The organism is Kribbella sp. NBC_00662, assembly GCF_041430295.1.
Classification (GTDB): Bacteria; Actinomycetota; Actinomycetes; order Propionibacteriales; family Kribbellaceae; genus Kribbella.
The window spans coordinates 5,981,882-6,003,352 of the sequence record NZ_CP109029.1; the positions used below are offsets into that span (position 1 = coordinate 5,981,882).

Annotated in this window: 20 protein-coding genes and 1 pseudogene; 11 read left to right on the forward strand and 10 right to left on the reverse strand. The window is 68.2% G+C overall.

The features are described from left to right. The first annotated feature begins 37 nt into the window (after positions 1–37). The 3 genes from OHA10_RS29685 (at position 38) to thrS (ending at position 3,224) form a co-directional block, all read left to right on the forward strand. Positions 38–952, forward strand: a complete 915-nt coding sequence (locus OHA10_RS29685; protein WP_371402042.1) for a proteasome assembly chaperone family protein — start codon at positions 38–40, stop codon at positions 950–952. A gap of 43 nt (positions 953–995) precedes the next feature. Beyond that, positions 996–1,841, forward strand: coding sequence for an acyl-CoA thioesterase (locus OHA10_RS29690; protein ID WP_371402043.1), 846 nt, complete (start codon positions 996–998; stop codon positions 1,839–1,841). Positions 1,842–1,988: 147 nt separating this feature from the next. Beyond that, positions 1,989–3,224 (forward strand): threonine--tRNA ligase, encoded by a 1,236-nt coding sequence (gene thrS / locus OHA10_RS29695; protein ID WP_371402044.1) that lies wholly within the window; start codon positions 1,989–1,991, stop codon positions 3,222–3,224. Here thrS and OHA10_RS29700 read toward each other — a convergent pair. The 4 genes from OHA10_RS29700 to OHA10_RS29715 are packed head-to-tail and all read right to left on the reverse strand — an operon-like array spanning position 3,190 to position 7,403. Next, positions 3,190–4,047 carry a MaoC/PaaZ C-terminal domain-containing protein gene (locus OHA10_RS29700; protein WP_371402045.1) on the reverse strand — a complete coding sequence of 286 codons (858 nt, stop codon included), beginning with the start codon at positions 4,045–4,047 and terminating at the stop codon, positions 3,190–3,192. The two genes, thrS and OHA10_RS29700, sit on opposite strands and share 35 nt — an antisense overlap. Before the next feature lies 1 nt (position 4,048). Then, positions 4,049–5,395, reverse strand: a complete 1,347-nt coding sequence (locus tag OHA10_RS29705) for a 3-oxoacyl-ACP reductase (RefSeq protein WP_371402046.1) — start codon at positions 5,393–5,395, stop codon at positions 4,049–4,051. An 8-nt stretch (positions 5,396–5,403) separates the two neighbouring features. After that, complete coding sequence (locus tag OHA10_RS29710; RefSeq protein WP_371402047.1) at positions 5,404–6,681, reverse strand: acetyl-CoA C-acetyltransferase; 1,278 nt, start codon at positions 6,679–6,681, stop codon at positions 5,404–5,406. Further along, positions 6,678–7,403 carry a TetR/AcrR family transcriptional regulator gene (locus tag OHA10_RS29715; protein ID WP_371402048.1) on the reverse strand — a complete coding sequence of 242 codons (726 nt, stop codon included), beginning with the start codon at positions 7,401–7,403 and terminating at the stop codon, positions 6,678–6,680. The genes OHA10_RS29710 and OHA10_RS29715 overlap by 4 nt, the downstream gene beginning before the upstream one ends. 109 nt (positions 7,404–7,512) lie before the next feature. Between OHA10_RS29715 and OHA10_RS29720 the strand changes: the two genes are divergently transcribed. Further along, positions 7,513–8,835 carry an acyl-CoA dehydrogenase family protein gene (locus tag OHA10_RS29720; RefSeq protein WP_371402050.1) on the forward strand — a complete coding sequence of 441 codons (1,323 nt, stop codon included), beginning with the start codon at positions 7,513–7,515 and terminating at the stop codon, positions 8,833–8,835. A gap of 306 nt (positions 8,836–9,141) precedes the next feature. On the opposite strand, the gene OHA10_RS29725 is transcribed toward OHA10_RS29720, so the two are convergent. From OHA10_RS29725 to OHA10_RS29735, 3 genes are read right to left on the reverse strand one after another with little or no spacing between them, the layout of a single operon-like run. After that, entirely contained in the window at positions 9,142–10,068 is a 927-nt protein-coding gene (locus tag OHA10_RS29725; RefSeq protein ID WP_371402051.1) for a haloacid dehalogenase-like hydrolase, read from the reverse strand. Between the two features lie 43 nt (positions 10,069–10,111). Next, on the reverse strand, positions 10,112–10,237 hold the full coding sequence (locus tag OHA10_RS29730; RefSeq protein WP_371402052.1) for a hypothetical protein: 126 nt from the start codon (positions 10,235–10,237) through the stop codon (positions 10,112–10,114). 55 nt (positions 10,238–10,292) lie between these two features. Next, on the reverse strand, positions 10,293–10,754 hold the full coding sequence (locus OHA10_RS29735; protein ID WP_371402053.1) for a DUF6325 family protein: 462 nt from the start codon (positions 10,752–10,754) through the stop codon (positions 10,293–10,295). Positions 10,755–10,991: 237 nt separating this feature from the next. Between OHA10_RS29735 and OHA10_RS29740 the strand changes: the two genes are divergently transcribed. From OHA10_RS29740 to OHA10_RS29765, 6 genes and pseudogenes are all read left to right on the forward strand, one after another. Continuing rightward, positions 10,992–11,303: a hypothetical protein gene (locus OHA10_RS29740; protein ID WP_371402054.1), complete on the forward strand. Its 312-nt coding sequence runs from the start codon at positions 10,992–10,994 to the stop codon at positions 11,301–11,303. Between the two features lie 247 nt (positions 11,304–11,550). Then, complete coding sequence (locus tag OHA10_RS29745) at positions 11,551–12,930, forward strand: DUF2252 domain-containing protein (protein WP_371402055.1); 1,380 nt, start codon at positions 11,551–11,553, stop codon at positions 12,928–12,930. Positions 12,931–12,983: 53 nt separating this feature from the next. After that, positions 12,984–13,811 (forward strand): MIP/aquaporin family protein, encoded by an 828-nt coding sequence (locus OHA10_RS29750; RefSeq protein ID WP_371402056.1) that lies wholly within the window; start codon positions 12,984–12,986, stop codon positions 13,809–13,811. A gap of 135 nt (positions 13,812–13,946) precedes the next feature. Next, positions 13,947–14,558: a hypothetical protein gene (locus OHA10_RS29755; protein ID WP_371402057.1), complete on the forward strand. Its 612-nt coding sequence runs from the start codon at positions 13,947–13,949 to the stop codon at positions 14,556–14,558. Between the two features lie 90 nt (positions 14,559–14,648). Further along, positions 14,649–14,819, forward strand: a complete 171-nt coding sequence (locus OHA10_RS29760; RefSeq protein WP_371402058.1) for a hypothetical protein — start codon at positions 14,649–14,651, stop codon at positions 14,817–14,819. Next, a pseudogene (locus OHA10_RS29765) lies at positions 14,816–15,763 on the forward strand (NAD(P)/FAD-dependent oxidoreductase); the annotation flags it as partial. The gene OHA10_RS29760 and the pseudogene OHA10_RS29765, both read left to right, overlap by 4 nt. 489 nt (positions 15,764–16,252) lie before the next feature. Here OHA10_RS29765 and zwf read toward each other — a convergent pair. The 3 genes from zwf to OHA10_RS29780 form a co-directional block, all read right to left on the reverse strand. Continuing rightward, the gene (gene zwf / locus OHA10_RS29770; RefSeq protein ID WP_371402059.1) at positions 16,253–17,656 is read right to left on the reverse strand and encodes a glucose-6-phosphate dehydrogenase; all 1,404 of its coding nucleotides are present in this window, start codon (positions 17,654–17,656) and stop codon (positions 16,253–16,255) included. Between the two features lie 225 nt (positions 17,657–17,881). After that, complete coding sequence (locus tag OHA10_RS29775; protein WP_371402060.1) at positions 17,882–18,538, reverse strand: response regulator; 657 nt, start codon at positions 18,536–18,538, stop codon at positions 17,882–17,884. Further along, the gene (locus tag OHA10_RS29780) at positions 18,535–19,674 is read right to left on the reverse strand and encodes a sensor histidine kinase (protein WP_371402061.1); all 1,140 of its coding nucleotides are present in this window, start codon (positions 19,672–19,674) and stop codon (positions 18,535–18,537) included. The genes OHA10_RS29775 and OHA10_RS29780 overlap by 4 nt, the downstream gene beginning before the upstream one ends. Positions 19,675–19,797: 123 nt before the next feature. On the opposite strand from OHA10_RS29780, the gene OHA10_RS29785 reads away from it, so the two are divergent. Then, positions 19,798–20,316 carry a DUF6326 family protein gene (locus OHA10_RS29785; protein ID WP_371402062.1) on the forward strand — a complete coding sequence of 173 codons (519 nt, stop codon included), beginning with the start codon at positions 19,798–19,800 and terminating at the stop codon, positions 20,314–20,316. Positions 20,317–21,471 lie beyond the last annotated feature (1,155 nt).

The following is a 21,471-nucleotide window of genomic DNA, read 5'->3' on the forward strand; positions in this document are numbered from 1 at the left end:
CCACCCGCCCTGTTGGCAACCGTGAAGGAGAACGACGATGCTGCGACCGGACGACCTCTACGAGATCGTCGACGAGTCGGTGGCGACCGGCCCGGCGGCGACGCCGAAGGTCATGGTGCACTCCCTGGACGGGTTCATGGACGCCGGCCAGGCCGGCCGGGTGACCGCCGACCACCTGCTCGAGGTGCTCGACCATCGACTCCTCGCGCGGTTCGACATCGACCTGCTGCACGACTACCGGGCCCGGCGGCCTGAGGTGACGTTCGCCGAGGACCGGTTCACCGACTACACCCCGCCGCACCTTTCGCTGCATCTGCTGACCGACGATGCCGGGGTCGAGTTCCTGCTGCTCGAGGGCGCGGAGCCGGACAACCACTGGGACCGGTTCGCCGGAGCAGTGCGCCAGCTGATCGAGCGCTACAACGTGACGCTCACGGTTGGCGTCCACGGCATCCCCATGGGCGTCCCGCACACCCGTCCGCTCGGCCTGACCGCGCACGCGACCCGGCCCGAGCTGGTCACCCGCTCGAACATCTGGGACGGCGAGATGGTGCTGCCCGCGAGCGCCGGCACGATGCTCCAGGTCCGCCTGGGCGAGGCCGGCAAGGACGCAATGGGCTTCGCCGTCCACGTCCCGCACTACCTGGCTGAGAACCGCTTCCCGGGCGCAGCGCTGGCCCTGGTGCACGCGATCTCTGCCGCGACGGGCCTGCTCCTCCCTAGCAAGGCCCTGCTCGACGAGGCCGCCGTCACCGGCCGGCTGGTCGACGAGCAGGTCGAAGCTTCCGAGGACGCAAGCGCGGTCGTCAAGGCGCTCGAGACGCAGTACGACGCGGCCGAGGGTTCGCTGTCCCGCAAGAGCCTGCTCGCCGACTCGACTCCGTCCGCGGACGAGCTCGGCGCCGAGGTCGAGCAGTTCCTGGCCGAGCTCAACCGCGAGGACAACGAGTAGGAGCCCGCTACGGGTTCGGCGTACCGGCCTGTCAGGATGAGGCATGCCTGAGTCGCTGGAGGATCTGGTCGAGCTGCTCGACCTGGAGATGATCGACGTCGACCTGTTCCGGGGTCGTCAGCCGCAGACCTCGATGCAGCGGGTGTTCGGCGGTCAGGTGCTGGGACAGGCGCTGGCCGCCGCGAGCCGCACGGTCGACCCGGAGCGCCTCGTGCACTCGCTCCACGGGTACTTCCTGCGGGCGGGCGACACGTCCGTACCGATCGTCTACCGGCCGGAGCCGACGCGCGACGGTGGCTCGTTCAGCAGTCGACGGGTGGTGGCGTCGCAGAACGGCAAGCCGATCTTCTACATGTCGGCGTCGTTCCAGCGCCCGGAGCCCGGTCTCGATCACCAGGACCCGATGCCGGACGACGTCGTACCGCCGGAGGAGGCGCCGCGTCTGGCGACGGTCCTCGAAGCGCGGTCGGGTCGGCCCGCCGCGGACTGGGATCGCGAGTGGGCGGCGCTCGACGTACGACTCGCCGGGGTGACCGGCCGGCAGTTCTGGATCCGTGCCGCAGGCAAGCTTCCCGACGATCCGGCGCTGCACGCGTGTGTGCTCGCGTACGCCAGCGACCTGACGTTGCTGGGCGCCAGCCTGCTCCCGCACGGCATCGTCATCGGCGACCGCCGGATCCAGCCCGCGTCGCTCGACCACGCGCTCTGGTTCCACCGCCCGTTCCGCGCCGACGAGTGGTTGCTCTACGACCAGTCCTCGCCTTCGGCCTCCGGTGCCCGAGGCTTCGCGACCGGCCGCCTGTACGCCGAGACCGGCGCCTTGATCGCGTCGGTCGCACAAGAAGGTCTGATCAGGCCCGTCGGTCTGGATTCCGATCTGCTAACGTAGAAACGTGATCAAGCGCGCAGTAGTGACGACGACGCCGAGGTTCGTCCCGGCGCGCTGACATCTGACTGTCTACCGAAGCCCCGGGGCGAGTGCCCCGGGGCTTTGTCGTGCTCGGTGGTCGCTCGCTCCAACTCTCTTGGAGGAATCATGTACGACCACCGCAAGATCGGCCGCGAGCTCGGCCTGTTCGACTCGGACCCGTTGATCGGTGCCGGTCTGCCCTACTGGTTGCCTGCGGGTGCCGCGGTACGCCGTTCATTGGAGAGCTACATCTCCGAGGTCGAACGAAGAGCCGGCTACCAGCAGGTCTATTCGCCCGTGCTCGGCAAGCGCGAGCTGTACGAGATCTCGGGCCACTGGGCGAAGTACCACGACGACATGTATCCGCCGATGGATATCGGCGGTGAGCAACTGATCCTCCGCCCGAGCATCTGCCCGCACCACGCGCTGATGTATCGGTCCCGCTCGCACAGCTACCGCGAACTCCCGCTCCGGTACTCCGAACTCGGCGGCCAGTACCGTGCCGAACTCTCCGGCGCGATCGGCGGCCTCAGCCGCGTCCGCGCCATGCAACTCAACGACGCGCACATCTTCTGCCGCCTTGACCAGGTGGAGTCCGAGGCTGCATCCGCGTTCTCCCTGATCAACCAGGCGTACGCCGATATGGGTATCAGCGCGTCGCGCTATGTGCTTGCGCTGCCCGCGGAGGACGCAAAGTTCGGCGACCCGTCCAGCAAGTACGTCGGCGACGCCGCCAGCTGGGCCCAGGCCGCGTCGTTGCTCCGGGACGTCCTGAAGGCGGCCGGCATCGACTACGAGGAGGCGCCTGGCGACGCGGCCTTCTACGGGCCGAAGATCGACATCCAGCTGGAGGACTCGGCCGGCCGGGAGTTCAGTCTGTCGACCGTCCAGATCGATTTCCACCAGCCGGAGGCGTTCGGGCTCGAGTACATCGGTGCCGATGGCAACAAGCATCGGCCGGTGATGGTGCACCGGGCGATCGTCGGCAGCATCGAGCGGGCGATGGCGCAGCTGATCGAGGTCCACGGCGGGGCGTTCCCGGCGTGGCTGGCGCCGGTGCAGGTCGTCGTACTCCCGATCTCGGACGACGAGGAGAAGCGTGCCGTCGAGGTGGCCCGGCGTGCGGTCGATCGCGGCCTTCGGGTCGAGATCGCGCACGCGGACGAGGGCAGCCTCGGCGCACGGATCCGGGAGAACCGGTTGGCGCCGTACCAGGCTGTCATCGGGGCGCGCGAGGACGAGGCCGGTCTGCTCGCGGTCCGCGAACGCGACGGCGGTCGTTGGGAGCCGGCTCCGATCGGGGAGGTGCTCGACCGGATCGCGGAGCTCAGTTCTCCTGCAGCTGTCCGACCAGGTGAGTGACGTCGTGCGATTCGTCGTACAGCGCGAAGTCGAGCGTCTTGCCGGTCTGCTGGAAGCCGAACTGGACCCGGGAGGGCAGTAGCAATGGCTTACGGAAGTCGACGCGGACCGTGAAGGCGTCCGGCAGGTGGCCGGCGCGCTGGATGGACGCGAGCGCGGCGGCCTTGGCCCACATGCCGTGCGCGATCTGGCGCGGGAACCCGAACGCCTGGGCGGTCAGTTTGAAGAGGTGGATCGGGTTCCGGTCGCCGGACGCTGCGGCGTACCGGCGGCCGAGGTTGCCGCGCAGGTCCCACCACGCGTCGGCCGGGAGAACCGGGTCGGTCAGCAGGTCCGCGTGCGCGCTCGGCGTCCCGGCCGTCCGGCTGAGCAGCGTGGTGAGGTCGCTCCACACCAGTTCGTGGTCGACGAAGACCTCGCTGATGATGTCGAAGACGGTGCCCTTCGGGTGCGGGCGTTCCGGCGTACTGTGCACGCGGATGGCCGGCTCGGCGTGGATCGGGATCGGCTGCTTCTGCGTGATCGTGTTGGACAGATGCACGATCCCCATCGGTTTGTACGGGAACGAGGGGTCGGACATCAGGTCCAGGTGCAGCGGGAACGCCAGCACATGCGGGTACGTCGCCGGCAGTGCGGGCCCGGCCTGGAACCCGGTGACGTCGCGGTACGCCGTGAGGTGGTCCTGGTCGATCGCCGACCGGGGCAGCTCGAGCGTCAGGCCGTCCTCGTCCGGCTCGTAGTCGGCCCTCCGGAGGGTCGCGCGGACCGTCCGGGCGTAGAGCTGGCCGAACTTCGGCGAGTCGTCGTACCGACGGGTCGGCATGTCAGGCGCCCAGCATGCTCTGGCCGCAGACCCGGACGACGTTGCCGGTCACGCCGGCCGAGGCCGGATCCGCGAACCACGCGATCGTCTCGGCCACGTCGATCGGCAGGCCGCCCTGCTGCAGCGAGTTGATCCGGCGGCCGACCTCGCGGATCGTGAACGGGACCTTCGCGGTCATCTCGGTCTCGATGAATCCGGGTGCGACCGCGTTGATCCGGATGTTCCGGTCGGCCAGCTTCGGCGCCAGGGCCTGGACCAGACCGATCACGCCGGCCTTCGAGGTCGCGTAGTTCGTCTGGCCGTTGTTGCCCGCGATCCCGGCCATCGACGAGACGCCGATGATCGAGCCGCCGTCGTTCAGTGCGCCGGACTCGATCAGGTGCTCGGTGATGCGCTCCGGGGCGCGGAGGTTCACGTCGAGGACGGCGTCCCAGGCGTCGGTCCGCATGTTCGCCAGCCGCCTGTCGCGGGTGATGCCGGCGTTGTGGACGACGATGTCGAGCCCGCCGTACTGCTCCTGGGCGTGGGCCGCGATCCGTTGGGGCGCGTCGACAGCGGTGACGTCGAGCAGCAGCTCGGAGCCGCCGAGCCTGGTCATCACCTTGCGCAGCGGGTCCGCGTTCTGCGGTACGTCGACGCCGATGATCGTCGCGCCGTCGCGGGCGAGGGTGTTCGCGATCGCTTCGCCGATGCCGCGAGCGGCGCCGGTCACCAGGGCGATCCGCCCGCTCAGGGGTCGGGTCGGGTCGTTGCTGACGAGCGGGCCGGTGCCGATCCGGGCGACCTGGCCGTCGACGTACGCGGACTTGGGGGAGAGGAAGAAGCGGAGCGTCGAGTCGAGCTGCTCGTGGGCGTCCGGGGCGACGTACACGAGGTTGACGGTGGCGCCTCGCTTCACCTCCTTGCCGAGTGAGCGGGTGAAGCCCTCGAGCGCGCGCTGGGCGACGTGCTGCTCGGTGGAGGTCGCGAGCTCCGGCGTACGGCCGACGACGATGACGCGGCCGGCGGCGGCGAGCTGGCGGATGACGGGGGAGAAGAAGCGCTGCAGGCTGGTCAGCTCCGCGGTCGTGGCGGCGCCGGTCGCGTCGAAGACGAGTGCCTTCGGGCGGATGCCGATCGACGCGACGCCTTCGGTCGCCGTACTGAACGAGGCGCCGATGTCACGCAGCAGCGCCTGGATCGCCTTGCCGGCGTCGGTCTCCCCGATCGCGCCGAAGACGACCGGCCCGTCGATCACCGGCGATCCCTCGACCCAGCGCTGCAACGGCGTCGGGTCCGGCAGGCCCAGGTTTTTCACCAGGGTCTGGCCGAGCGGTGTGCGGGTGAAGGTCTGGTAGCGGTCCGTCATCTCAGCTCCTACTTCTCGAGGATGGCGACAACACCCTGGCCGCCCGCGGCGCAGATCGAGATCAGGCCCCGGCCGCCGCCGTTCTCGTCCAGTTGCTTGGCCAGCGCGGCGACGATCCGCCCGCCGGTCGCCGCGAACGGGTGGCCCGCGGCCAGCGAGCTGCCGTTCACGTTGAGCTTGTCGCGGTCGATCTCGCCGAGCGGCGCGTCCAGCCCGAGCCGCTCCTTGCAGAAGATCGGATCCTCCCAGGCCTTCAGCGTGGACAGCACCTGCGAGGCGAACGCTTCGTGGATCTCGTAGTAGTCGAAGTCCTGCAGCGTCAGCCCGGCGCGCTGGAGCATCCGGGGCACGGCGTACGCCGGGGCCATCAGCAGGCCCTCGGCGCCCTTCACGTAGTCGACCGCAGCCGTCTGCGAGTGGGTCAGGTACGCCAGCGGTCTGAGTCCATGCTCGGCCGCCCACTCGTCGGTGCTCAGCAGGACGGTCGAGGCGCCGTCGGTCAGCGGGGTCGAGTTGCCGGCGGTCATCGTCGCGGTCTCGCCCTTGCCGTACACGGTCTTGAGCTTGGCCAGCTTCTCGAGGCTCGTGTCGGGCCGCAGATTCTGGTCCTTCTCGAGGCCGAGGTACGGCGTGATCAGGTCGTTCTGGAAGCCGCGGTCGTAGGAGGCGGCGAGGTTGATGTGGGAGCGGTAGGCGAGCTCGTCCTGCGCTTCGCGGGTGATGCCCCACTCGAGCGCGGTCAGCGCGGCGTGGTCGCCCATCGACTTGCCGGTCCGCGGCTCGGCGTTGCGCGGGATCTCCGGTACGACGTCCTTCGGGCGGACGCGGGCGAGGACCTTCAGGCGGTCCGGGTACGTCTTCGCGCGGTTGAGGTCGAGCAGCACGTTGCGCAGGTGATCGTTGACCGCGACCGGGGCGTCGGACGCGGTGTCGACGCCGCCCGCGATGCCGGCGTCGATCTGACCGAGCGCGATCTTGTTACCGACCAGGATCGCCGCCTCGAGCCCGGTGCCGCAGGCCTGCTGGATGTCGTACGCCGGAGTGGTGGCGGCGAGTTTGGAACCGAGGACCACCTCACGGACCATGTTCCAGTCGCGCGCATGCTTCAGGACCGCGCCGGCGACCACCTCGCCGACCTCCTGGCCGCCGAGCCCGGCCCGGTCGACCAGACCGTTCAGCGCGGCGGTGAGCATGTCGGAGTTGGAGGCGTGCCGGTACGTCTTGTCCTGCCGGGCGAACGGAATCCGGTTTCCGGCGACGACGGCCACCTTGCGGGTCTCGGTCACGATGTCTCTCCTTTGGACTTTCGTGCGGTGGCGGAAGGTCGCTTGAGTGCTTTACGTCCCACGGCGGTCGCGAGGGTCGCGGTGATGGCAGTCTCTCGCACGGTACCGACATCCGCGTGATGCACCACCGGGTGGCCCGGCTGCCCGCTCGACACGATCAGCCCGACCCTTGCCATATGCAACGAACCGAGTGTCTGCGTGTACAGGTGATTGGCCAGGTACGCGGTGTCGACCTCGTCGAACACGCCGGAGCGCTGGCCGGCCTCGAGGATCGCGGCGATCCGGTCGAGCGGCGCGGCCATCGCCGTACCGAGCTTCATCATCACCGGCTCGGTGATCTCGCCGAACAACTCCTCGCCGGTCCTTCTCAGCAGGCTCATTGCGCAATCGGTGAAGGCGGGGTAGGCCAGGCAGAAGTCGACGAACGTTTCACTGAGGGCTTTGAGACGGTTGAGAGGGGCCCTGCGTGGATTGTCTTTGGCCGTGAGGCTGTCGTTGAGCTCGCCGAGGTAATCGACCAGGGTGAGCGCGAACAGCTCTTCCTTGCCGGCGAAGTGCCGGTAGATGAGCGCCTTGTTGATCCCGACCCGCTTGGCGATATCGTCGATCTGGGCGTCGATCGTGCCGCGCTCGTCGAACAGTTCGCGGGTGGCGCGGATGATGTCCCGCTCCCGGTCGCGCCGACGCTCCGCCGTGGTCCGGCGGCGTCCGATCGCGAGCAACGCGGAGCTCATGGATCGATCTTAGCCACAGCGGTACCCTCCGGTGCAAACGACGGTTACACTCGTCGGTAACATCGTACTGCCCCTTCCTGTTCGCCGGAGGATGTTGATGACCATGACCGATCCGAAGTCCGCTGTCTCCGCCGACGTGATGGCGTTGGCCGGTGAACTCGGCGCCGAGCGGTCCCGACCGGGCTGGAGCTCGTTCTCGCTCGGGCTGAACGACGAGCAGCGCGAGATCCGCGACTGGGCCCACGCCTTCGCCGCCGACGTCATCCGCCCGGCCGCCGCCGAGTGGGACGAGCGCGAGGAGACCCCCTGGCCGGTGATCCAGGAGGCGGCCAAGATCGGCCTGTACGGTCTCGACGCCAACATCAACCTCTTCATCGACCCGTCCGGCCTGCTGATGCCGCTCGTCCACGAGGAACTCTTCTGGGGTGACGCCGGCATCGGCATGTCCCTGAAGGGCACCGGCCTCGCGTCGTCCGCGATCTTCTCGAACGGCACTCCGGAGCAGTGGAGCGAGTGGATGCCCCGCTGCTACGGCACGCCTGACGACGTACGCGTCGCCGCCTTCTGCTCCTCGGAGCCCGGCGCCGGCTCGGACGTGTCCGCGATCCGCACCCGCGCCGTGTACGACGAGGCCACCGACGAGTGGGTCATCAACGGCCAGAAAGCCTGGGCCACGAACGGCGGCATCGCCGACATCCACGTCGTCGTAGCCACCGTCGACCCGTCGCTCGGCACCAAGGGCCAGGCGGCGTTCGTCGTACCCCGCAGCGAGGTCCACGGCCTCGAGCAGGGCACAAAGCTCCGCAAGCACGGACTGCGGGCCTCCCACACCGCCGACGTCTTCTTCGACAACGTCCGCATCCCAGCCGCCAACGTCCTGGGTGGCAAGGAAAAACTCGACGAACGCCTGGCTCGCGCGCGAGAAGCTACTGGTACCACAGGCCGGAACGCTTCAATGGCCACCTTCGAAATGACTCGCCACATCGTCGGCGCCCAAGCCATCGGCATCGCCCGCGCCGCCTACGAGGTAGCCCTCGACTACGCCAAAACCCGCGAACAATTCGGCCGCCCGATCATCGACAACCAAGGCATCGCCTTCAAGCTCGCCGACATGGCCATGGAAATCGACGCGGCCCGCCTGCTGGTCTGGCGCGCAGCCAACATGTCCGCCGCACTCATGCGAGGCGAAACCCCCGACTACCGCCACGGCGAAGGCTCCATGGCCAAACTCAAGGCCGGCGAAGTAGCCGTAAAAGTCACCGAAGAAGCCATCCAAATCCTCGGCGGCAACGGCTACACCCGCGAATACCCAGTAGAACGCATGCACCGAGACGCCAAGATCTACACCATCTTCGAAGGCACCTCCGAAATCCAACGCCTCGTGATCGCCCGAGCCATCTCCGGCATGCGAATCAGATAAGAGGAAGAGCCCCCCGCACGCTACGCAGGCGCTACTTTCGTCGCTCCGCTCCTCAACGCGCCTGCTACGCGTGCTGCCCACCCACCCCCGGGGCTTATCGCCCGGAGCATCCCTTCCGGCTATCGCCGGACCTGCCGGCTGCCGCCGGCGACCTGCGGGCTGCCGCCGCCTTGCGCTCGCTGTCGCTCGCGAGCGACCGCCCCGTGGCTAGGCCTGACCGGAACGTCTGAACAGGCACGTCCCCTGCCGGGCCGTCGAACTGACTACGCGGACACCACGAGGCAACGCGCAGGTTCCGGCCGGTACCTAGAAGACGGTGGCCCAGTCGTTCCTCATGCTGACGACGGTCCACTCGTCCGTCTGCGCTCGCTCGAGGGCCAGGTCTGCGCCGGATGTGTACTCGAACTCCCGCTCTCCGTCGTCGTGCAGAACCAGCAACCGGAGGAAGGGCTGGTCGTCGTGCTGGGTGAAGTCGAGCATTGGGATGTCTCCGTTGGAGTTGCCGGCCGCGAGTACCGGACGCCGTCCTGTCCGGGACCAGATCCGCACGGGCTTCTCCGGTCCGTCGTCGAGGTAGTCGGCCGCGGCGACGCGCATGATCGTGCCTCCGTGCTCGTCCGGCGTGTAAGCGAGCGCCGTACTGCTGCCGATCACCCTTTCGCTCGGGACGGCGTACAGTTCGTCGCTGATCGGTCGCATGAAGTCTCGACCGCCGCCGGAGACGATGTAGTTCGAGAAGCCGTTGGCTGCCAGATAGCCGAGCAGTTCGACCATCGGCGTATAGGCGCATTCGAGGTAGCCGCGACCGAGGGTGGGATGTCGAGCGGCGCGGAGGAACTCCTCCGCCCTCTTGGCGAACGTCTCGACGCTGATTCCGCCGTGCGCCGCCAGCACTCCGGCTGCCAGGACCGCGACGTTCGTGTCATCGCCCGCATAGTGCTCAGCCATCACCGTGCTGAACCAGCCGTAGTCCTGCTCGCGGGCGGCTTTCCACGGCTGGCGCTCACGCAGTTCGTGGTCTGCATCCGCCATCTCGACGAGGCGACGCAGAATGAAGTCGAGTTGGATCGGCATCGGCTTCTCGCACCACAGGGTGCCGTCGTTGTCGAAGACCGCCACCCGGTCCGCCGGCTCCAGTCCCGGTCCGGAGCCGTCGCCGCCGGCCCGTCGTACGAAGTCGACGATGGCGTCCTTGGTCCGGCCCTCGTTCCAGCTCGGCAGCGGATCAGGCATCGTCCATGTCCCCTCATAACGCGGTTGGGTCGCGTCAACACCGTCAGTCGCGGCGGTCCTCGCGCCGGTCACGGCGGTCCTCACGCCGGTCACCGCGGTCGTCACGGCGGTCGTCACGCCGGTCGTGGCGGCGGTGGATGCCATGTGCGACGACCACAGCACCTCCCACGGCTGCGATGGTCCTGCGCCTGCGTCGGGCTCCGAGTGGCATGGCTGACTCCTTCCTAGGTCTTCTTGATCTCTTCGGCCTCCGCGGCGTCGGCCTCGATCGCGGCGAGCACCGCTTGGACCGGGATGCGTCCGCTTGCGGCCAGTTGCCCGCCGGCGTGGCGCACCGCCGCACCGAACGGCGCGGCCCACAGGTTCTCCCAGACGAGTACTGCGGCCGAACTGCCGGGCTCGATCGTCTCGGCGAGGTCCTTGACGTCCTGCTCACTGAGCAGCATCGCGATCCCGGTCTCGAACGCCCGCAGTTGCCCGATCTCGCTGTCGTCCAGATCAGTCGACTCGAACGCCTCGAAACTGCCGTCGGCTTCCTTCATGAGGAACAGCAGGTCGAGGATCCGGATCAGGCCCCGGTCGACGTACTCGGCGAGGATCGGCGCGATCTCTCCCGTCAGCTTCGTACCCGGGAATTCGACGACGACCCAGTCGACCGGCCCCAGCTCATCGATAGTGGCACTCATGCTCTACCTCCAGCGGTCAGAGTCGTTCGATGGCTCCGATCCGGGACCGCCCGGATCCGGGTACTGCACCGACGATCCGCCAGATCTCCGGTCACCGCATCACCCCTGCGGGACGATTGGCGCCGCGAACCGTGCGGCGGTGATTGGCGGCGGGTTCATCCGCGGTGGGTAATGCTGGCCCGATGTTGGGGGAGCACAGTGTGGGTCCGGTGGGCCGTTGAGGCTCGAGGGGCACTGATGGCGACCGAGAAACCTAATGTCCTGCTGATTCTGGCCGACGATATCGGCTGGTTCGATGTGGGTTGCTACAACCGCGGGATCATGGGGACCCGGACCCCGAACATCGACCGAATCGCCGCCGACGGCGTGATGCTGACTGACAACGACCCGAAACTGCCCGACATCCGCATCCCACGCAAGGTGATGAAAGGCCGGCCGAGGTTGGATGTCGACGTGCTCGTGCCGCACCGCATGCATACCGTTCTCCCGACCGGAGACGGACTGCCGCCGCCCGCGCAGGTCCGTCTTCGGGCCTGTCACGCGGTGTGACCGCCGTATGCCTCGGCGCCGCCAAGTTCGGTGTCTGGTCACCCTGCAGGGGTGATGCCACGCTGCACCTCTCGGTATCAGTCTGGGGGCGTGCGCCCGCCACGATCCGCCGGATCTGCTTCGGTTCTTCTCAATGGCGCGGGCGGCAGGGGGATCTATGACTGTGAAGTCCGGGGGTGGCAGAGTAGCGAGCCCCGCCGCGCGGGCGTTCCGTGGAGATTCGAAGCGGGCCGGGACGCTCGGGCAATTGAGTCGTGCGGACCGGGTCGCCCTGGGGACGGATGCCCGGAGCGTCACCCCGCGGGAGTCGCATGCGGAGTTCCAGCCGGGCGGATCGCGGGATCCCGTGGGGCTGCTGCTGGAGCAGTCGAAGTCGCGGGTGCCGGCCCTGGTGCCGATCCGGCACGGGCGGATGCTGGTGTCGGCGTTCACGTTCTACCGGGGGGCTGCGCTGCCGATGGCGGCTGACCTGGCCACGACGCCCACGTCGGGGCTGCATGTGCAGCTGTGCGGAGATGCGCACCTGTCCAATTTCGGCGCGTACGCCTCACCGGAGCGAGAGCTGGTCTTCGACGTCAACGACTTCGACGAGACGCTGCCCGGACCGTTCGAATGGGACGTCAAGCGCCTGGCGGCGAGCCTCGCCGTGGCGGGACGGGACAACGGGTTCGGAGGCAAGCGCCGCCGGAAGATCGTCCTCGCAGCGGTGAAGGCGTACCGGAAGGCGATGCGCGGGTTCGCGGAGCAGACGTTCCTGGAGGTCTGGTACGCGCACCTCGACATCGAAGAGGCCATCGGGCAGTTCCGGTCCCAGATGAAGGCCAAGGGGTTCAAGGCCACGGAGAAGATGCTGGCCAAGGCCCACACCCGCGACAGCACCCAGGCGCTGCGCAAGCTGACCACGGTGGTCGAGGGTCGTCGGCGGATCATCAGTGCCCCGCCGATGGTCGTCCCTGTCGAGGAGGTCTTCGCCGACGTGCAGGCCAGTGCGGTGTACGAGCAGATCCGCACCGTGCTGGGCAAGTACCGGCGGACGCTGGAGTCCGATCGGCGACGCATGCTCGAGGAGTTCACGCTGGTCCAGGCGGCCCGGAAGGTCGTCGGCGTGGGCAGCGTCGGCACCCGCGCCTGGATCGTGCTGATGGACAGCGGAGACGGAGTCGAACCGGTGTTCCTGCAGGCCAAAGAGGCGCAGACGTCGGTCCTGGCGCCGTACTGCGGGCGGACCCGGTACGCCAACCAAGGCGAGCGCGTGGTCGCCGGACAGCGCCTGATGCAGGCCGAAAGCGACATCTTCCTCGGCTGGACCCACACGCCGGGCCCGGACGGGGTGGACCGCGACTATTACGTTCGCCAACTCAAGGACTGGAAGTTCTCCTTCCCGATCGAGCGGGTGGGCCCGTCGGGCATGGCGGTCTATGCCCGCGTGTGCGGGTGGACCTTGGCCCGCGCTCACGCGCGTTCCGGCGACCGCGTCGCCCTGGCCGCCTACCTCGGCGGCTCAGACGCTTTCGACCAGGCAATCGCCGACTTCGCCGAAACCTACGCCGACCAGAACGAACGCGACTACGTAGCGTTCCAGAGCGCTGTCGACGATGGCAGAGCCGAAGCGACCACCGACATCTGAAACCGAACCTCGGTGGTCGCGCCGGACCGCCGACAAGGAAATGGACGAACACCATGGCAGAACCCGCCATCGATCCCGATGCTGAGCACAGGGCGTCACTCGGGCGCAGGTACTTCGTCCGGTTCGAGGAAGACACCTTGCGGCAACGGCCGTTGTGGATCCGGCTGATCATCGAGTTCCTGGGCACCTTCGTATTGGTGACCGTGGCGGCCGGGTCGGGTGTGATCAACCATTACGTGGGCAACGAACCGATCAGCAGGACCGCGGCGGTGATCGCGCCCGGAGCGGTGGTGATGGCAATGATCTACGCCTGGGGCCCGCTGTCGGGACTCCACATCAACCCCGCTGTGACGTTTGCCTTCTCCGCCCGGGGGGTGTTCCCCGCCAAGTGGGTGGTGCCGTACTGGGCCGTCCAATTCGCCGGAACCATCTGTGCCGCTCTGTTCCTGCAGGTGATGTTCGGCCACGTCAGCGCGGGCGGGAACTACCCGATCAACACTCCCGGCGGGGAGTGGAAGTCGCTGGTGATGGAAACCGTCCTGACCGCGATCTTGGTCAGCGTCATCCTCAACACCGCGACCGGCGGCCGTAGCATCGGCCACAACGCGGCCATCGCGGTCGGCTCGACGGTCGCGCTGCTCGGCCTGTTCGCCAGCCCGATCAGCGGCGCGTCCATGAACCCGGCCCGCACCCTCGGGCCCGACATCGTCGGCAACGACTACACGGGGTGGTGGATCTATGTCGCCGGCCCGATGATCGGGGCCGCAATCGCCGTGGCGATCATCGGAGCCGTGCGCGGACTGCCCGACAAGGACGAGCTCGAGGCTGCCGAGGGCGGCGCCCTGCCGATGACCGGCACCCCTACCAGCGACAGCGACTGACCAGCCTGCCGGCGAGGACAGTGGCTGTCCGGCCGGTACGCGAGTGGCGACGTACCAAGCGGGGTGGGTGCTACGGATGCTGTCAGCGGTGGGGAGTCGGGGCGGCCGGTTCGGGGTGAGGCTCGGTGGCCGAGTGTGACCGCCGTACTGGTGGGCATCTTGTTGACACTCGCGCGGCCGAAGGAGATGCGGCTGGCGCCGGTGTGGGTGCTGCCGGCGGTCGAGATCGTGCTGCTGGCGGTACTGGTCGCACGGGATCCGGGGCGGATCGACAAGCGGTCGTCGCTCCTGCGCGGGGTGTCGATCGTGGTCGTTGCCTTGCTGGTGCTGGACGCGATGGTGGCGACGGTGCGACTCATCGCGGTGCTGATCCGCGGCGGATCGATGACGAACTCACCCGAGACGCTGCTCGCGGCCGGCGGGGTGGTGTGGTTGTCGAACCTGATCGTGTTCGCCTTGCTGTACTGGGAACTGGACGCCGGCGGCGCTGCCAACCGCGCCAACCGGATGCCGCGGTACCTCGACCTGGCGTTCACGCAGCAGCTCAGCCCGGAGGTCGCGCGACCAGGTTGGCGGCCCGGATTCGGCGACTACCTGTACCTGGCGATGACAACGTCCACCGCGTTCAGCCCGACCGACGTGATGCCCCTCGCCCTGTGGGCCAAGATGGCCATGGGTCTCCAATCGATGATCTCGCTGGCCGTGGTCGGCCTCGTCGTAGCCCGCGCGGTCAACGTCTTCACCTGACGCCACCAGCCGGCCTGGTAGTCCGCAGCGCACTCTGCTCCCCGAGGAGGGGACCGAGGACGTCGGGGACCGCCCAATCATCACCGGCGGATGATTCGTCGTTGTGCCCACGAGCGGATCGTGGAGGAGTTCTGCGACTGTGAAGGAGCCCTCGCGATGATCTCGAGCTCGCCGTTCCCGCAGGTGTTCTCGCACCTGGCTCTGACCGGGGCGGCCGGCCGAATCATCCTCGCCGACTTCCCGGAGGAGTTGTCACTGTGACCGCGCAGACGGACGAGAGCCCGCTCGTCGTCGTACTCGGCGGCGGGCTGGCCGGGGTCGGGTGCGCGCACCGCCTCGGGGACGAGGGGGTCCGGGTCACGCTGGTCGACCGCAACGACTATCACCAGTTCCAGCCGTTGCTCTACCAGGTCGCTACGTCGCAACTGCCGGCCGAGGACATCGCCCGGCCGCACCGGACCATCTTCCGCGAGCACCCGACGGTCGATATCCGCACCGCGGACGTCGCGGAGATCGACGTCGCGAACCGCACTCTGACGCTGTCCGACGGCGATCGGATCACCGGCACGCACCTGGTCGTCGCGGCCGGCGCCCGGCCCGAGTACTTCGGGGTGCCAGGCGCGGCCGAGCACGCGTTCCCGCTCTACTCGGTCGCCGACGCGGAGCGGTTGCGGCGGCACCTGCAGTCGATGATCCACACCGGCTCGGAAACAGCGGGGGCCCTCGATGTCGTGGTGGTCGGCGGCGGCCCGACCGGCGTCGAGATCGCCGGAGCACTGACCGAACTGATGGCCGCGCTGGTTGCCACGGAACGGATCTCGAAGCCAGGGACGATCATCGTGGTCGAGCGCGGCAAGACGTTGCTCGGTGCGTTCTCCAAGAAGTCGCACAAGTACGCGCGTAAGCGGCTCACCGAACACGGCGCCGACCCGCGACTGGGGACGGGGGTCGCCGCGGTGCACGCGGACCGGGTCGAGTTCGACGACGGGTCGACGATCAGGACCCGGACGGTCATCTGGGGCGGCGGTGAGTCGGCCGCGTCCGTGGTGGGCAGCACGACCGGGCTGACCATCGGACGCGGCGGGCGGATCGACGTACGGCCGGATCTCGGCGTGGACGGGCATCCGCACGTCTATGCGATCGGCGATGTCGCGAACATCCCGGCCAAGAACGGCACGATCCTGCCGCAGCTGGGATCGGTGGCGCAGCAGTCCGGCGTGTGGGCCGCCGACAACATCCTGCGTGAGGTGCACGGGCACAAAGGCAAACCGTTCCACTACAAGGACAAAGGCATCATGGCGATGATCGGTCGGAACGCGGCCGTCGCCGAGGTCGGCCGGCACCGGCACCAGGTGGAGGGCCCGGTCGCGTTCGCGGCCTGGCTCGGCGTGCACGCGATGCTGCTGAGCGGTGCGCACAGCAAGACCGACGCCTTCGTGTCCTGGGCCTGGGACTACTTCGACCGCGACCACGCCGCGACCGTCGAATGGTCGGGCACACCGCGGCGGATCGCCTGGGGTGACGAGTCCGCCGACATCCCGCACATCATCGTGGATCCGGAGCAGGCGGCAGCACCCTCGCACACCGGCTCGCGCCGTCGGGGTATCGGATCCTGATCCTCGAGCGGGGCGACTGGCTCCCCGAACAGCGGTTCGGCGGGGACATCGTCCTGGTTTGCGCGCAGGTGAACGTGCTCAGTCTCCGATCCAGGGCATCCGCCAGCCGCCCCACCCAGCCGGCACCCGATCGGCGGCGGCCGGGCCCCAGGTCCCCGGTTCGTAGGTGTGGATCGGCGTCGATGCGTCGAGCAACGGCTGCATCACCCGCCATGTCTCCTCGACTGCGTCCTGCCGCGTGAAGCGCGTGTTCTGGCCGGTCATCGCCGCGTGCAGCAGAACCTCGTACGGCGTGGGGCCCTCGCCACCCTCTTCGCCGAACTCCATGTCGAGCTCGATCGGCATGATCCGGTCCGCGTCGGCACGATGCGCGTCCACCTGGATCCTGACTCCGGTGGACGGGTCGAGCCTGATCACCAACTGGTTCGGCTCGGCGATGTGGCCGCTGGGACCGAAGCCCAGTCGTGGTGGCCGTTTGAACACCAGGCGCAGTTCGGTCTGCGTCACGGGCAGTCGTTTGCCGGTCCGGATGAAGAACGGCACACCGGCCCACCGCCAGTTCTCGATGTCGAGGCGGAGCGCGGCGTACGTCTCGGTGGTCGAGTTCTTCGCGACTCCGTCAATGCCGAGGTAGCCGTCGTACTGGCCACGGATGTAGTGCGCGGGATCGGCTTCCTCCACGGCACGGAACAGCGTGGTGGTCGAATCCTTGAGGGTGGTGGGATCGCCGCGCGACGGTGGCTCCATCGCGGCAGCCGCGACGACCTGCATCAAATGGTTGACGACCACATCGCGCAGCGCGCCGACCGGATCGTAGAAATGGCCGCGGTCCTCGACGCCGAAGTCCTCGGCCATCGTGATCTGGACACACTGGAGGTAGTTGCGGCTCCACAGCGGTTCGAGGACGGCGTTCGCGAACCGCAGGTACAAGATCTCCTCCAGCCCCATCTTCCCCAGGTAGTGGTCGATCCGGTAAAGCTGCGACTCGTCGATGTACTGGTGCAGCTGATCGGCCAGGTCCCGGGCGGAACGCCGATCGTGGCCGAACGGCTTCTCGACGACGACCCGGGCATGGGTGGTCAGCCCGGCATCGGCCAGGCCCTGAACCACCCGGCCGAACAGGAACGGCGGGATCTCGAGGTAGAACACCGGTGTCTCAGCGCCCCTGATCGCGTCGCCGACGCGTTCGTAGACGGAAGCCTCGGCGAGGTCGCCGCTGACATACGACAGCCGAGCCGCGAGGTTGTCGAAGACGGCCTTGTCGATGGTGATCCCCGTGCCCTCGATCGACGTCCTGGCCCGCTCGATGAGCTGGTCGAGGGTCCAGTCGTCCGCCGCCACCCCGACGATCGGGCAGCTGAGCAGACCGCGCGCCTCCAGCCGGTAGAGCGAGCGGAACGTCATCACCTTGGCCAGGTCGCCTGAGATGCCGAAGATGACCAGTACGTCCGCGGTCCGCGGGTCCGTTGCCGCCGATGTCATACCTGTCTTCCCTCCGCGTCGGGCCGGCCGGGAATCGCGTCGGGACGCGCTCGTGCCGCCAACAGGTAACCCGTCCGGTCTTCGCCTGACGATCAGGTCTTACCGACGGCGGTCGACGGCACTCACCCCGCCGCCGAACCATCCTGATCGCCGCCCCAACCGGCAGCATCACCCCCGGCGGATGATCCAGCGTGGGGGTGAGGAGATGGCTGCGATCTGTCCCCGCTAGTTCGCTCTCACGCGTCTGGTGTCGTGGGCCCACATCGCGATCTCCACGCGGTTGCGTGCGCCGAGCTTGGTCATCAACGATGCGACGTGGGACTTGACCGTGCTCAGACCGACGAAGAGCTCGGTGGCGATCTCGGCGTTCGTCCGGCCGCGCGCCACCAACGCGAGCACCTCCTCCTCGCGTTCGGTGAGCGGGTCGATGGGTTGGACCGGTACCACCGGCGCCTGGTCGGCGAAGGTCGCCAGCAGCCGGCGGGTGACGTTGGGGGCGATCAGCGCGTCCCCGTTGGCCGCCGCGTGGATGGCCTGCACGAGAAGCTCGGGACCGGCGTCCTTGAGCAGGAAGCCGCGGGCGCCGGCGCGGAGGGCGCCGAGGACGTACTCGTCGAGGTCGAAGGTGGTGATCACGACGACCGCCATCGGATCCGTCACGTCCGGCCCGGCCAGGCGCCGGGTCACCTCGACGCCGTCGAGCCCGGGCATCCGGATGTCGACGAGGAGGACATCGGGACGCAGCCGGGTCGCCATGTCGAGCGCTGCGAGCCCGTCTGCTGCCTCCCCGACGACCTCGAGGTCGGGTTGCGCGCCGAGGATCATCACCAACCCGGTCCGGACCAAGTCCTGGTCGTCGGCTACGACAACACGGATGCTCATCCCAATGCCTCCACCGGCAGCACGGCCTCGACCACCCAGCCACCTCCGGGGCCCGGGCCCGCGGAGAGCGATCCGCCGAGGAGCTGGGCGCGTTCGGCCATGCCCAGCAGGCCGAATCCGGGCCCAGGGGCCGGCCCCGGCTCGGTCCGGCCATCGTCGCTGACACGGAGTCTGACGGCGTCGCCCTCCCGGCGTACGTCGATCCCGACGCGGGTCGCGCTCCGGGCATGCCGTACGGCGTTGGTCAGCGACTCCTGAGCGAGTCGATAGAGCGCGGCATCCACGGGTCGTGCCAGCCGGGTCAACGAACCGTCCAGCGAGACCTCGACGGTTGGCGTCGCGTTCGCGCGCGCCAGCGCTGGCAGGTCCGCGACACCCAGCTGCGGTGAGTAGGCGACGGCTTCTTCCTCACGCAATACCCGCACCATGGATCTCATCTCGGCCAGGGTTCGCGACGCTTCAAGCTCGATCGCGGCCAGGACCTCGGCAGCCTTCTCAGGCTGGATGCCGGCGACCACCCGACCGGCCTGCGCCTGCACCGCGATAGCCGAGACGTGGTGGGCCACGGTGTCGTGCAGCTCGCGGGCCAGAGCCACCCGCTCTTGATTGCGGATCTCGCGCTGTTGGCGGCGCCAGAGGTCCGCGCGGTAGCGGAACACCACTGCGAGGGCGACGAACAACAGCAGGAGGACGCTCCCGCCGAAGACCTCGGACCAGCCCGCCGAGGCGGCGTACATCCCCAGCACGATGACGACTGTCACGAACGCCGTCCCCAAGACGATCTCCCGGCCCGAGCCCCAGCGCACCAGGGAGTAGAGCAGGATCAGGACGGCCGCCATGGAGTCAAGGCCGAGGTCCCCGGTGTGCACAGTCAGCTGGAGGACCGAGAGCAGCCCGGCAACGCCCCACCCGACCAGGACGGCTACCAGGGGCCGGCTCCGCCGCCAGAGCAGAGCAGGCATCACCGCCAGGGCGAGCACCGTGACAAGGGGCCGCCAGGCCAAGCCCGGCCGAACGATGCCCTCGACCAAGGCGGCGGCTGCGAACACGCCCACCAGCAGCCAGTCGAGCCGACCGGTGGGTGGGGCATCAGCAGGCCGCGGCTCGTGCCAGAGGGAGCGCCGGATAGTGACCACGGCTCCAGCCTAGGGATCGGCGAGCCTCGGCGTACCAGCCGAAAGCACTAGAGGGAGACCGTGCCATCGGCCAGGTGAACCCCAGCCTCCGGACCGAGGCGCCCGCCGCCAGGCCAGGCGATCGTGGATCTACCGATCCTCACCACACCAACGGAGCCCATGATGAGAACACATGCCACCCTGGAAGACCAGCCAGTCCCGGTGCGAGCCAAGCTCGCCGCCGCGTGGACAAGCCTCATGTTCCTGTATGCCTACGTGGACATTCTCAACTTCTTCAAGCCCGGCGTCGTCGAAGACATCCTCGCCGGCAGGGTCTTCAAGTTCGACACCTCCCAGACCTTCACAACCACGTCGCTGGCCCTGATGGCCGTCCCGATCCTCATGGTCGTGGGGTCGATGACGCTGCCCGTCCGGGCGAGCCGCATCACGAACCTGATCGTGGCTTCGCTCTACATCCCCGTCACGGCATTCAACGTTGCGGGCGGGTCCTGGCTGTTCTTCTACGGCCTCGGCGTCGCACTGGAACTGATCCTTCTCACCCTCATCCTGCGCTACGCCTGGACCTGGCCCCACACCGCACCGTCGGCATCCATCGCGACCAGCCAGGACCGTGAAACCGTTCGCACCCAACAGCAAGCGTGAACTCGTCCACGAAGTTCGACACCTCAGACGAGTACCGACGCTCGGCCAGCAGCACGGCGTCGTGACCGCCCGAGCCATCTCCGGCATGCGAATCAGGTAAGGGGAGAAGTCCCCCGCACGCTACGCAGGCGCTACTTTCGTCGCTCCGCTCCTCAAACGCGCCTGCTACGCGTGCTGCCCGCCCACCCCCGGGCTTATCGCCCGGAGCATCCTTTCCGGCTATCGCCGGGCCTTGCCGGCTGCCGCCGGCGACCTGCGGCTATCGCCGCGTTGCGCTGGCTATCGCTCGCGGGCGACCGCCCCGTGGCTACGCCTGACCGGCATCGGCAACGGAACCCGCCCTTGAGGCACCCGACCGGTGCCAATTCGACCCTGCAGTTCCCCGCGTCAGCCTCCTGAAGGCAGCACTCACAGAGATTGCCGCGATCACCTCATCTGGCGAACTCACCGTGATCGCCCACTATCGGAGTATCGGCAGCGCAGGGGTTTGACGTCGCCCGATCGGATATGCCCGTCAGTTGCGCTCGGAATGTTGCATGGCACATTCAGACCCGGCCCACAGGCGTGCTTGCCCGGCAAGCACGTGCGGGCGGCTTTGGTTCATCGCCGAGCCAAACTGTCTGCCGTAGGCTGGTGATAGCGGGACCGAAATGAGAAGGTCAGATTCCTGCTCGACCGGATTTGCCTCGACCTGTACACGGGAGTAGAAGTCCTGCCGAGAACCCGCAGGGAACGGAACGCGCTGAGTCGGGCTGGTCGCCTGCTCTGGGTAGCGTCGTTGGCGTCGTACCGGCCTGGCAGCCCCAGGTACAGCCGTGCAGGACTGTCGAGGGGAACAGCCCTGCTCGAGTCGTGCGCGATCGGCCAGGATTGGTCGTGTCAGAGGCTTGTGATTTCCCAGATTCGGTGCCAGGGGATTGCTCGTGAGGGTGGGACTGGCTTCTTGAGGTAGCCGGTGATCTCCACACAGCCCTCGTCCTGGATCTCGACCTTCCATCCTTCGGCCGCGCTGAATTTCTCACTCGCCCCCGGGCCGGGCTGACCGTCGTCACGCGTGTAGGTGACGATAGCGCCTTGGCGATAGCTGTATCCCACTGGGTGCTCCTATCCCTCGATAAGTCTTTGGCGTCGCCAGAACTACCCCGCACTTGAAGC